Raw genomic sequence first — 12,266 nt, 5'->3', positions numbered from 1 at the left:
GCTGACCGATGCGGGCCGCGCGGAAGAGAGCGGATCGGCGAGGAAGGGAAGGGAACCCGTCTGGCTCGGCGTTCCTCCTGGATGACGTCACTCCGTGCCGCTTCGCCGCTCATAGCGGTGGTTCGGCCATTCCACGAAGGCTAGAAGTCCGCGCACCCATTGCGCCGCTCCGTGTCGACGCAATTCGTGAGGTTGGGCCGCGAGCGCACGCGCGACCATTCGCGCGCGAGCACGTCGCCCTCCTGCGCGGCGCGGTCGCCATCCAGTGGCCCGGTGGCCAGGCAGATCGGCGCCGGCCCGATGTTGCGGTCGTAGAGCCAGGTGCTCGGCGTGTCGCGCACCAGGTCCGGCTTGATGAGTTCCGGCAGCGCCCCCACGGTCAGCACGCCCGGCACCACGTTGACCGCGTAGCCTTCGGCCGACGTGAAGCTGCCGTTGATCGGGTAGCTGCCCGGCAGGCTGAAGGGAGTTGCCGGGCTGCTGAGGGTGCCCGCGAAGCCCGCGCCGGTGTCGCCGAGGATCAGGCCCGTGATGCTGTAGGTGAACGGCGGGTTGAGCCGGCCGCCGGCTCGCGCGGCATTGTGGACCAGCACCGTCGCGCCAGGTTGCTGCGCGTAGATGAAATGGTTGTCGGCGGCCGATACCGTCACCGTGCACAGGCCCAGGTACGCGCAGTGGTAGAGGTTGGGCAGCAGGCCCGATCCGAACAGCCCGCCGCGCGTCTCGCCGACCCACGTATCGGCCCACACGCGCCAGGGCGCGCCGGCGATCGTGTAGGCGCCCAGGTTCTGGAAGCGCGCCGCCGCCACCAGGTCGGTGCTGGTGGTGCTCGTGACGTGGGTGCCGAGCGAGAGGTCGCCGCTCAGCGTGCGCACCAGCACCCGGTCGGCGCTCACGGTCGTGCCGGACACCGTCTGCGGCAGTTGGGTCGCGGCATCGAAGCTGGTGACCGAAGGCGTGCTCAGCGCGAGCGCGTCGGCGTCGGTGTATTCGAAGCGGCCGGCCGCGCCGCCGCCCACGGCCGCGACGTTGTTGCCCGGCTCGTTGAGCAGCACGCTGCCGCCGCTGGAGCGCGCCAGCAGCGCGCCGGCGGTGACGGTCGAACCTGCGGCCTGCGTGATGTCGCCCGCACTCAGCAGGCCCAGCTGCGGCGTGGACACGGGCGCGGCGAGCCGGATGTTGCCGCCGCCGCCGTTGTGCAGCGTGAGCGCCGAGGCCAGCGCCAACGGCCCCACCACCGTGATGTCGGCTGCGTGCGCAGTGCTGCCGGCCACGAGGGTCGGCGTGGTGATCTGCCCGAGCTCCGCGGCGGAGACCGCGAAGCCGGTGCCTGCGGTGCTGCCGATCGTGATCGGCACGTCGGTGCGGTCCAGCGCATTGCCTGCGAGGTCGACGCCGCCGGGCCGCAGGTCGAGCGCGTTGCCGGCACGCACCGGGCCGCCGATCGCCAGCGCATCGGTGCTGCCGTCGTTGACTGCGCGCAGCACCACGTTGCGGTTGCCGTCGATCTGGCCGGGCGGCCCGGCCGTCGGCGCGGGCGAGGGCGCGATGTTGACGCCGGCGCCGTTGCCATCGGACTGCCCGGTCACGCGGATGTCGCCGCTGCCGGTGGTCTGCAGCAGCGCGCCGTTGGCCAGCAGCACGCCCGCGCCGGCCACCGGGCCGCCGGCCAGGCGCCGGCCGGCGATCGTGATGTTGCCGTCGGCGGTGCGCAGTGTCTCACTGTCGATCAGCACGCCATGCCCCGGCGTCTGCGCGGCGAAGGTGCCGATGCCGGTCACCGAGATGTTGCCGCTGGTGGTGCTGAGCGTGCCGGGGCTCACGAAGTTCTCGAGCTGCACGCCGTTGCCAGCGCTGTGGCTGCCGAAGATCGAGATGTCACCGGTGGCCGTGCTGATGACGCTGTTCTGGACAAAGACTGCGCCGACGCTGTCCGCGGCCGGATCGCCGAAGGTGCTGATGCCGCGCAATTGCACTGCGCCGCCCAGGCCCGCGTCGCTGCCCCCGGTGTACGCGCCGGGTACGCCGAGCGTCGATTGCTGATTGCCGGTGCGCGTGTCGATGAGCGCCGTCGTGAGGCAGATGCTGCACATGCCGTTGCTGGCGTTCGCCCAGGTGCCGTTCATCGCGACGCTGCCGCCGTTGGTGTAGATCGCGCCGCTGTAGCTCACCTGGCCGCCGCCCACCGTAGCGCCCGCCCCGTTGGCGTCGGCGTTGAAGATCACGTTCAGCGGATCGCCGACCGAGGCGATCACCGAGGCGGTGTTGCCGCGCACGCTGCGGTGCGCATCCAGCTGCAGCGTGAGCGGGCCCTTGCTGGCGCTGTACTCGATCTGCACGTCGTCCATGAAGATGTCGCCGACGTCCGGCGCCCCCGCCGCAGGATTGCCGGTCGTGATGCGCACGCTGGTGCCGCTGTTGAGCGCCGCATTGATGTCGCCGTCCTGGATGGTCGAATCGGCGATCGGCACGAAGGGCGTGCCGGTCAGTGTGCCGGCGGCGTTGCCGTTGACGATCGTGACGTCGAACGGATCGACCAGCCACTGGCCCGCCGTTCCGTTCGGTGCCGAGGCATCGGTGCGCAGGCCCGCGAGGTCGATGCCGCCATTGCTGTCGCCCGCGGGCACCGCATAGCCGCCCGAGGTCTCGATGACGCCGCCGTTGCCGCCGGCAGGTCCGCCCTTGGCGGTGATCGTGCCGTAGGCGCGCAGCGTGCGCTCGCCCAGCACGCGGATCTCGCCGCCGTTGCCGGCGGCCGTGGCGTCGGCACCGATGCGGGTGCCGGCCGCGACGGCGATGGCGCCCGTTTGCGCACTGGCGCCCACCGCCGTGGCGTGCAGCTGGATGCGCCCGCCGCCGGCAGCGCCGCTCGCATCGACGATGCCGCTGTCGTTCGGCCCCGGAACCACGACGGTCGACGGCAGAGCCACGAAGGGCTGCAGCAGGATGGTGCGCCCCGTGACGTCGATCGTGCCGCCCTGAAACCCGGCCTCGTTGCCGGCCGCCGAGAGCAGGCCGCCGTTGAGGGTGACGCCGGCCGCCGTGCTGCCGCTGTCGAGCACGATCTCTCCGTTGCGCGATGAGAGCGTGTCGGCGCGCAGCACGCCGCGGTTGTTGACCACGCCCTGCCCCACCTCGCTGCCGCCGGTGGTCATCAGCACCACCCGCCCACCGTCGGCCTGCACCAGGCCGCCGTTGATCGCATTGCCGTAGAGGCCCGGCGAGACCTTGAAGGTGGTGAGCCCGTCGCCAGCGAAGTCGACCGTCACCGTGTCGGCAGACACCAGTGCGGCCGTACCGCCCTGCGCCACCATGCTGCCGCTGTTGAAGGCCCTTGCGCCGATCAGCGCCACAGTGCCGCCGCCGTTCGCGGTGATGCTGCCGCGATTCTCGGCCGTGCCGAGCGCACCGCCCACCTGCTGGAACACCAGCCGCTCGCTGCCGCCCATGAAGTCCGCGTCGCTGGTCCCCATCCGGAGCGTGGAGGCGACCATGCCGCCGACGTTCACCGTCGAACCGTTCGCGAACAGCACGCCGTTGGGGTTGACGAGGAAGACGCGGCCGTTGGCCGTCATCGAGCCGGCGATGGTCGAGAGCTCGTTGCCGGTCACGCGGTTGAGCAGCACGCTGCGCGGGCCTGCCTGCTGCGTGATGTTGACCGCGTTCCCGGGCCCGATCGAGAAGCCCTGCCAGTCGATGATGGCGCGCGGCGTGGCCTGCGTGATCGGCAGGATCGTGCCCGCGGGCGAAGGCACCCCGGCGGCCGTGATCGGCAGGTTGCCGGGCCCGCTCCCCACCGCCACGTTGCCGCCGCGCACGATGAAGTTGTTCCAGGTCGGCAACTGCTGCGCCGCCGCCGGCGCCAGGGCGCTCATGCACGCCAGGGCCAGCGCCACCGGGCGCAAGGGGAAACACGCAGGCTGGGTGCGTCCGGATCGCCTTGGCTTCGATTGGGAGTTCATGTTCAGAAGGCCTTCTGTGCTTGCACGTAAAGGCGAGGGTTGCGCCCGCCCCCGTCGGTCTGCGTCGGCTGGGTGCCGTCGCGCCAGGCGAGCGTCGCGTTGATGGCGAAGTTGCCGGGCCGCGACCACGACAGGCCGATGCCGTAGCCGCGCAGGCTCAGCCGGTTGACGCCGTCGAAGGGCGTGGGGTCGTGCGCCAGCTTGCCGCGGGCGGCGTCGTAGAACACGAAGGGCGTGAGTTCCTCGTTGTAGGACCAGCGCCATTCGACGGTGCCGATCAAGCCCTGGTCGGCCAGCACCTCGCCCGAGGGATAGGCGCGCACGGCGCGGGCGCCGCCGAGCGCCAGCTTCTCGGACGCATCGAGGTTCTTGCTGGCCCACTGGCCGCCCAGCGAAAGAAACAGCGAGTGCCGTGGCATGACCGACTGCAGCCGCGAGACCAGGAAGCTCAGCTTGGTGAAGCTGCCGTCGGTACGGTGGCCGCCGAGGCCCTGGTCGAAGGCCAGCGTTTGCGGGTCGCGGATGTCGAGCTTGCCGTGGTAGAGCGCGCCGGAGCTTGCCCAGTAGCCGCCGCCCAGCACCTCGTCGCGCCGCTCCCAGGCCCAGCCCAGGCCGAGGCCGTGAATCCGCTTGTCGGAGGTGAGGCTCACGGCGCCCAGCTCGTCCTCGAGCTTCTTGGCGTCGGCCGAGAGCCGCAGGAACAGGTTCTGCCGGCGCTGGCGGATCAGCGGATAACTGAGCGAAAGGTCGAACACGTCGGCGCGGCCCCGCGCGTCCAGGTCGGCGAACTGGCCGCCCAGTTCGTAGCGCACCCGCGCCAGGCCGATGCCGGCGCGCAGCCCGCTCGCGCCGATGGGCGCCTCGTAGGCGGCGCGGCCGAACCACAGCCCGTCGTCCGACACCATGGCGCGCAGGTCGAGGTTGTCGCCGATGCCGGCCGGACTGAGCCAGCGCGCCGTGCCCCCCACGCGATAGCGGCCCGACTCCTTGGTCCCGTGGTTGTCGGCTTCCGCGGTGAAGGCCCAGCGCGGCCCGGCCGTGACCTCGACCGTGAGATCGGTGGTGCCCGGCTGGGTGCCTTCCTGCAGGGCGGAGGACACGCGCACGCCGGGCTGGTCCGACAGCAGCAGCATCGCGCGCTCGTAGCGATCGCCGCTGAGGGCCTCGCCCGACTGCAGCGGCGCGAGGAAAGCGCGCACGCGCTGCTCGCCGATCGGCGCATCCGGTGCCACGGCCACGTCGACCTTGCCGAGCCGGCCCTCGATCACGCTGATCTCGACGATGCCGCCCTGCACTGTCTGCACCGGCACGACGGCCTGCGCCAGGAAGTAGCCGCGCTCGCGGTATCTGGCGGTGATGGCCTGCGCCAGTGCCTCCAGGTCGGCCAGGGTGACGTCGCGGCCGATGTAGGGGCGGGTGATGGCCTGCAGCTCCTCGCTGCCGAGCGTCTGCGCGCCGTTGAGCCGGAGATCGTTGAGCCGGAAGCTCGCCACGGGCGCGGGCGGCGCCGGCAGGCTCTGCGGCGCGGCGGGAGCCTGGGCCACGGGGCGGTCGCAGCTGCCGCACGGGTCCTGGGTGGGCGCGAGCGTGACGGCTTCATCGCCGCCCGCGTGGACGCGCGAGGCGGCCAGCGCCATCGCCATCACCACGAGCGAGGCGGCGGCGAGCGCGGCGGGACGGCGGATCTGCGAGGGCTTCGACAGCGCGCGTGCCCCCTTCATGCCGGGCTCCCCACCTTGAGACGCCAGTTGCCGATCAGGTTGAACGGGGCCCAGAAGAAGGGATGCGACATGCGGGGTTCTTTCAGCACGGCGAGCTGGCCGGCCTGCATGGCCTGCTGGATGTCGCGACCCTTGGCCAGCTCGGCGTAGAGGGTGCCCATGAGCACGGCGGTGGCATCGTCCGAGACGGGCCACAGCGAGGAGATCAGGCTCCCGGTGCCAGCGGAGAGAAAGGAGCGGGTGAAGCCCAGCACCTCGTCGCCCTGCGCGATGCGGCCCAGGCCCGACTCGCAGGCCGAGAGCGTGACCAGGGCGCTGCCCTGCATGGGCAGGCCGAGAATCTCGTGCGCTTCCAGGAAGCTCTGTTTGCCGCCCTCGTTGGCCAGCAGGATGCGCGAATAGAGCGGGTCGACCTGGTCGGCCTCGGCGTGGGCGGCCACGTGCATCAGCGGCGCGCGCGCGGCGACGTCGCGGAACTGCGACTTGGTCGCCGCGGCGCCCATGTAGACACTGTTGCGCGGGAACAGCTGGGCCAGTTGCTTGACCTCGACCTCGGCGCCGGGCAGGTCGTACTTGTCCTCGATGCGCGGATTGCCGAAGGCGGTGAGCACCGCATCGGCGCGCGGCGAGCGCTGCGCCAGCTGCACCGCGATGCTCATCGAGGGCGCGACGGAGACAGGATGGGTCTCGATCAGGTAGCGGCCGTCGACGCGCAGCGCCTGGAAGGGCAGGTAGTGCAGCGGGCCGTGCGGCACGATCACCAGGCGCTCGCCGGCCTTCAGGCCCAACGGAGCGATCAGCGCAGCGCCCAGCTTGTCGGCATTGGCGATGGCGGCGCGCCGCCCGCGCACCACCGAATTGCGGAATGTCTCGACCAGCTCGTTGAGGTCGTCGCGCTTGATCGCGAAGCTCCTGGCCTCGATGCCTGCCGGGCTCACGACCCAGGCCTGCAGGCGGTCGGGCAGGGCATGGAACTGCAGCACGCGCTCATCGGGGGCCAGCGTGCGCTGCAGCGTCGCCAGGTCGACGGTCGCGGCGGCCACGCTGCTCAGCCGCGCCCGGCCGCGCACCGCGTCGAGCAGCGCGCGCGAGCGGCTGCGCTCGCTGAGCTCGAAGGCCTGGCGCGCATCGCCGACCTCGCTGTAGAGCCCTACTCCGCGCTCGAACACCGATTGGAGGTCCGAGAACAGGCCCATCTTGAATTCCTCGCTGCGGAACTTCGCGCGCACCGCATCGACGCTGCCGAGCGCGCGGCCCACCGCATCGGCCGCCGCCTGCTTCTGCCCGAGCGCGAGCTCGCTGCGCGCCACGCCGTCCCAGGCCCAGAGCCGGTAGTAGCCGCTGTCGATGCCGACCTGCCGCGTGGTGAGCTGCAGGTACAGGTCGCGCGCCTCGGCCGGCTTGTTCTCGGCGAGCAGCAGGCGCGCCCGCGTGCGCTCCAGTTGCGCGGCCAGCGGCGCTTCGCGCGGCGGGGGCAGGGTGCCGAGCAGCTGGCGCGCGCGCGGCGCATCGCCCGATTCGATCAAGGCGTTGACCAGCGAGGACTGCACCAGCGGCGCGTAGCGCTGCGAGCTGTTGGCGAGCGCCGTCTCGTAGCTGGCGACCGCGCCGGCATAGTCGCCACGCCGCGTCCGCACGTCGCCGATGACCTTGTTCGCCGGGCCCACGACCAGCCGGGGGTCGCGCGCCGGGTGCTTGAGCGCCTCGCGAGCGAACTCCTCGGCTTTTTCCAGCTGGCCCGAGTAGCTGTAGACGATGGCGAGGTCGCGGTTCGCCATCGCGAGCAGGTTGGGATCGCGCGTCGTGTTGGCCAGGTGCAACGCCTTGCTCGCCGCGCGCACGCTCTGGCGGAACTCGCCGGCCTCGGCAAGCGCCACCGCCTGGCTGCAGTACTGATAGCCCGAGAGCTTGGGACTGTCCTGTGCGTAGAGCACCGCGCCGTCGCTGGTGAGTGCCAGCAGCGTGTCGGTGTCGGCGAGCCGCGCCTGTTCCTGCTTGCTGGCCACCGCCTCGGCGTCGGGTGCCTGGGCCAGCGCCCCATGGCCGCCGACCAGCGCCGCGAGCCCGAGGGTACCTGCGCCGATCCACCTGCGCGCATGCGCTCGTCCGAACTCCGAAAGACTTTGCATTCGACCCCCGCGCGCGGCCTCTGCGGCGCGATTGCGTGCCGCCGGCGCGCGGAGTGCGCGCCCCTCAGACCTCGTCGGGGGCGAGTCTAGGAGGGGGGTCGGGGAGGGGCTATTCGCAATACGGTCTAGCGCGAAGGGCGTAGGCGGTCGATGGCTCAGCCAAGCAGGCAAAAACGCATTCCGTCGCTGCCTGAAACGGTCTGTGAGGGCGGCACCGCCCTACAGGTGCCGTCAGGCGAGGCTGACGTGGCGAGCGAGCCGTTGGCCAATCATGAAGGCTCCAGCAAGCGTCCCGCACGGGACCGCTGAATCACTAGGAGTACTTTCATGGCAGTTGATACTGAAGTTCTGGCCGACGACGACGTGGTGGACATCCTGAACGACCTGCTCGAGAACTCGCGAGACGGCGAGTACGGCTTTCGCACATGCGCCGACGAGGTGAAGTCGGCCGAGATGAAGCGCGTGTTCAGCGACCGCGCCGCAGGCTGCGCGCAGGCTGCGAGCGAGCTCTCGCAGCTGATCCTGGCGCGTGGCGGCGAGCCGGCCGAGGGGGGCACCGCGACGGGTGCGATGCACCGCGGCTGGGTGCATGTGAAGGGGGCAGTGGGCGCCAACAGCGAACTGTCGATGCTCGAGGAGTGCGAGCGCGGCGAGGACGCAGCCGTGGCGCGCTACCGCAAGGCCTTGAAGCAGAACCTGCCCGCCGACGTGCGCAGCGTGGTCGAGCGCCAGGCCGAGGGCGCGCAGCGCAATCACGACCAGATCAAGACGCTGCGCGACCAGGCGCGCGCCCGCGGTTGAGTGGCGAGGGGGCCGCGCAGGCCGAGCGGCCTCCTCCAGTTGAAGGATGCTGAGCGGCTAATTCGACCAATGGCCAGTTCCGCCGGGCCAGGGTGCTCGCGAGAATCTTCCCAGCGAACTCTGGGAGAACAGCGATGCAACCGGCAGTTGAAATCACGAAGTGCGGCGACCGCAACTTCAATTCGTACGTAGGCATTGGCGACGGCACCTGGCGCTACGCGCGGGAGGGCTTGGCGTCGGTGGCCCAGTGCCTGCAGGACGCCGCGTCGGCCCTGGGCCACGAGTTCAGCTATGCCACCGTGAGCGTCGACAGCATCGTGATCGGCAATTATCCGGTGGCGGTGATGGAGCATCGCGCAGTGGAAGTGGCCGACGAGCTGCAGGTGAAGCTGTCGAACCGGCGCGGCCGCTCTTGCCCGACATAGGGCATGAAGACCGCAGCGCTCAGCCGCAATCCACGATCTTGAACTCGACCCGGCGATCGAGCGCATCGACCACGTCGTCGGTCCCCGTGCCGATGATGTTCTCGCGAAAGCCCTTGCCGCTCGGCTTGGTGCGTTCGTCCAGCACGCCGGCTTCGCCGATCAGGCGCTGGCGGATGTAGCGCGCCCGCTGCATCGACAGGGTGTCGTTGAAGGCGACCGAGCCGGTGCGGCTGGTGTGGCCGACGATGTCCATGCAGACCTTGGCGTCAGCGCTGGCCTTGGCGATCTCGCGCAGCCACATGGGGTACGGGCCGCTGACCTTGGTATCGGGCCAGAACGCGGTGCTGCCCGGATTGAACAGGAACTTCACGCCCAGCTGCTGCTGCGCGATGCCGTAGGCCACGATCTTCCCGAAGGCCTGCTCGGCCTCGGCAGTTCGGCCCAGCTTGGCCGCGCTCAGGTAGATGCCGTTGAGCACGCGCAGCTGTGCGTTGCCCGCCGTTCCGCCGGCGGCGCTGTTGTATTGCGCCAGCGCGTCCTGGAAGCGCTCGGCGTTGTAGTGCGTGGTGGCGTCCTTGATGGCAGGGGCCACCGCGATGCGCTCCAGGTAGTACGGGTCGGCGCGCTGACCTGCAGGCGTGGCGGTGGTGCGCACGTAACTGTCGATGACTTGGTCCCTGATGGGCACCGGCGTGTCCTGGTAGTAAGGCAGCGGCGTGTGGTCGAGGCCGTCGTCGCGCGCCACCACGGAGGATTGGGCCACCACCATGCCGGTGGCCAGCTCGGTGAGCGCCAGGTCGATGCGCAACGGGCTGCGCGCCTGCTCGACCGACAGCCGCGTCATGGTGCCGGTCAGCAGGTAGCGGGCCTTGGCGAGGTTCGCGCTCTGGAAGGGCAGCAGCTCGATCGTCTCGTGCCTGGAGCCCATGCGCTCGCTGACCCGCTCCTGCAGCAGTTGCGTGGCCACGGTCTGCTGAGCGCTGCCCGCGTCGATCATCGGATCGAGCACGACGCCGCGCTTGACGCTCCTGCGTGCGATCAGGGGCGCCTGCTTCTGCGTTTGCACGACCAGGCTGTCGGTGGCCTGGGCAATGGCCTGGTCGAAGGGGAGCTCGGCCTTGGAGGGCGGCGGCGGCGCGGGCGTCGCGCAGCCGGCGAGGCCGGCCAGGATCAGCAGGGCGCCGGACAGGGACACGGCCAGGCGGCTGCGGGAGAAGGTCGTGGCCATCATTCACACCCCCTTTTCAGACTGGCCGCCTCTGCGGCGCCCAGGGGTTCGAGCGAGGCGCGCAGCAGCAGCTCGCTGCAGCGGCCGTCATGCGAGGGCGCGGCGCTGGCCAGCACGCGGGCCGGCGGCTCGGCGGCAAGCGCGGGCGCCTCGCGCCTGGCCGGGCGTGCCTGAACGGGCTGGCGCGACACCGTGCCGAACAAGGGGTCGGCACGCGCCGGTGCGGGCGCGACGGCAGGCCGCGGCGCGCGGCGCGGCGATGGCGCTGCCTCGGCGTACGGGGCGGGCTCTGGTGCGTCGAGGGCGATCGATGGCAGGGCGACGACGCGCAGCGGCTGCACGTCGGCCGGCGCAGGCACTGGCACCGGGGGCGTGCGTTCGCGCATGGCAGCCACAGGCCGTGGGTCGGGAGGCTGCACCGCGGCGGCCGCAGCTGGCAGGGCCGATGGCATCGGCGTCGTCGGCGCAGTCGATGCGACCGGCGCTGCCCGTGCCACTGATGCCGCGGGTGTCAGAGGCGCAGCAGGCGTCGCGGGCAAGGCGGCCAGCACGGCCAGCGGCGGGTCCGTGCGGACCGGATCCCCGATGCGGTAGTGCCCGGCGGTCATCAGGCCGATCAGCACTGCGGCCGTTCCCGCCAGCGCCGGGAGCTTGAAGCGGGTGCGTTGCACCGGCGCCGGCTTCGGGCGCGGGCGCGGCGCCATCGCCGCGAGCGGCTCGACCCGGCGTGCCGCCGGCGTGGCGATCGAAGGCACGAAGCTGCGGAACGCGGCGTGCAGTGCCGGCGCTTCGGCCGCAGCCGAAGCCGGCGGGCGGCCGGGCGCGAAGTCCGGGGCATCGCCACACGCTTCGCATGCCACGCCATCGTCGCCCAGCCGCACCCTGAACTCGGCCGCGCTCTGTGGCCGGTCCTGCGGAAGCACCGACAGCGCCGCGTCGACGGCCGCGAGGAAGGGCTCGCTGTAGCGGCCGCGCGCCACTACGCAGAGGGGCTGCAGAGGGTCGTCGGGCATCCGTTCGATCGATGAGATCGGCGGCTGGCCGGTGATCGCCGCGTACACCACCGCCGCAAGCGCATAGAGGTCGGTCCACGGCCCCTGCCGCATCGAGGCGAGCTCGCCGTACTGCTCGACGGGCGTAAAGCCGGGCTTGAACACCACCGCCGGCGACTGCCCTGCGCCGTCGATCACACGCCGCGCAGCGCCGAAGTCCAGCAGCACGGGGCCGCTGTCAGTGAGCAGGATGTTGTCGGGCGCGATGTCGCGGTGGAAGCAGCTCAGCGCGTGCATCGTGCCCAGCGCGTCGAGCAGCGGCCGCAGCCAGCCGCGCAGCTCGGCCTCCTCGGGAGGGCGGCCCAGTCCTGCGAGGGCGCGCGCCAGCGTCGGGCCCTGGTAGTAGGGCATCGCCATGTAGGCCGTGCCGTTGTCTTCCCAGTGGTGCAGCACGCGCACCAGGGCGGGATGGTCGAAGCGCGCCAGGATGCGGGCCTCGTTGACGAAGCTGCGCAGGCCGATGCGGAAGCTGTCCTGGTGCCGCGGCGATCGGACGACCACCGCGGTGGAGGAGCGGTCGCGCCCGGCCAGCACTGCCGGCAGGTATTCCTTGATCGCGACATGGTGCTGGTGCGCGTGGTCCCAGGCGAGGTAGACCACGCCGAAACCGCCTTCGCCGATCGGGCCGACGATCTCGTAGTCGCGCAGGCGCAGGCCTTCGGGCAGTGCGCGCGCGCCGTCGCGTTCGAACTCGGCCCAGTCGGGCTGCTGCGCCGGCCAGTCGCTGCTTTCGGTCGCTGGGCCGGGCACGACAGGCAGGGTGACGGTGGCGAGGCTGTCCATGGCGTCCAATCCCCTATGTGAGCATTGACTCTACTGCGCGTTGCAAACAGAAGCATTCACCAGAAGCACTAGGCGAAAAGGAGATTCCGGCGCTCCCGGACATGGGCGCGGGCACCACAGCCACTCCCCGACGGTAGCGCTATCGTCCGCACTTAGAATCGCCGT

General features: G+C 71.3%; 7 protein-coding genes. 2 read left to right on the top strand and 5 right to left on the bottom strand.

Going from position 1 to position 12,266, the window contains the following annotated elements:
* Positions 1-140 precede the first annotated feature (140 nt).
* The 3 genes from E5P3_RS28340 to E5P3_RS28330 are packed head-to-tail and all read right to left on the bottom strand — an operon-like array spanning position 141 to position 7,812.
* The gene (locus E5P3_RS28340) at positions 141-3,962 is read right to left on the bottom strand and encodes a beta strand repeat-containing protein (protein WP_162588995.1); all 3,822 of its coding nucleotides are present in this window, start codon (positions 3,960-3,962) and stop codon (positions 141-143) included.
* Between the two features lie 2 nt (positions 3,963-3,964).
* Positions 3,965-5,683: a ShlB/FhaC/HecB family hemolysin secretion/activation protein gene (locus E5P3_RS28335; RefSeq protein WP_162588994.1), complete on the bottom strand. Its 1,719-nt coding sequence runs from the start codon at positions 5,681-5,683 to the stop codon at positions 3,965-3,967.
* Positions 5,680-7,812, bottom strand: coding sequence for a CHAT domain-containing protein (locus E5P3_RS28330; RefSeq protein ID WP_162588993.1), 2,133 nt, complete (start codon positions 7,810-7,812; stop codon positions 5,680-5,682). Before E5P3_RS28330 ends, E5P3_RS28335 begins: the two co-directional genes overlap by 4 nt.
* Before the next feature lie 327 nt (positions 7,813-8,139).
* On the opposite strand from E5P3_RS28330, the gene E5P3_RS28325 reads away from it, so the two are divergent.
* Both E5P3_RS28325 and E5P3_RS28320 read left to right on the top strand, forming a co-directional pair.
* A complete protein-coding gene (locus tag E5P3_RS28325; RefSeq protein WP_162588992.1) occupies positions 8,140-8,613 on the top strand; it encodes a ferritin-like domain-containing protein in 474 nt (157 codons plus the stop codon).
* 134 nt (positions 8,614-8,747) lie between these two features.
* Positions 8,748-9,038 carry a hypothetical protein gene (locus tag E5P3_RS28320; RefSeq protein ID WP_162588991.1) on the top strand — a complete coding sequence of 97 codons (291 nt, stop codon included), beginning with the start codon at positions 8,748-8,750 and terminating at the stop codon, positions 9,036-9,038.
* Between the two features lie 19 nt (positions 9,039-9,057).
* On the opposite strand, the gene E5P3_RS28315 is transcribed toward E5P3_RS28320, so the two are convergent.
* Positions 9,058-10,269, bottom strand: a complete 1,212-nt coding sequence (locus E5P3_RS28315) for an OmpA family protein (RefSeq protein ID WP_162588990.1) — start codon at positions 10,267-10,269, stop codon at positions 9,058-9,060.
* Positions 10,266-12,101: a serine/threonine protein kinase gene (locus E5P3_RS35925; protein WP_232073354.1), complete on the bottom strand. Its 1,836-nt coding sequence runs from the start codon at positions 12,099-12,101 to the stop codon at positions 10,266-10,268. Before E5P3_RS35925 ends, E5P3_RS28315 begins: the two co-directional genes overlap by 4 nt.
* Positions 12,102-12,266: the final 165 nt, after the last annotated feature.

It is taken from the genome of Variovorax sp. RA8, from assembly GCF_901827175.1.
Taxonomy (GTDB): domain Bacteria; phylum Pseudomonadota; class Gammaproteobacteria; order Burkholderiales; family Burkholderiaceae_C; genus Variovorax.
The sequence above is the reverse complement of the archived record's forward strand: the minus strand, read 5'-3'. Positions and strand labels throughout refer to the sequence as shown.

Coding starts and splice junctions, on each gene's coding strand:
- E5P3_RS28335 (WP_162588994.1), bottom strand. CDS start 5,683: ATGAAGGGGGCACGCGCGCTGTCGAAGCCCTCGCAGATCCGCCGTCCC.
- E5P3_RS28320 (WP_162588991.1), top strand. CDS start 8,748: ATGCAACCGGCAGTTGAAATCACGAAGTGCGGCGACCGCAACTTCAAT.
- E5P3_RS28325 (WP_162588992.1), top strand. CDS start 8,140: ATGGCAGTTGATACTGAAGTTCTGGCCGACGACGACGTGGTGGACATC.
- E5P3_RS35925 (WP_232073354.1), bottom strand. CDS start 12,101: ATGGACAGCCTCGCCACCGTCACCCTGCCTGTCGTGCCCGGCCCAGCG.
- E5P3_RS28340 (WP_162588995.1), bottom strand. CDS start 3,962: ATGAACTCCCAATCGAAGCCAAGGCGATCCGGACGCACCCAGCCTGCG.
- E5P3_RS28315 (WP_162588990.1), bottom strand. CDS start 10,269: ATGATGGCCACGACCTTCTCCCGCAGCCGCCTGGCCGTGTCCCTGTCC.
- E5P3_RS28330 (WP_162588993.1), bottom strand. CDS start 7,812: ATGCAAAGTCTTTCGGAGTTCGGACGAGCGCATGCGCGCAGGTGGATC.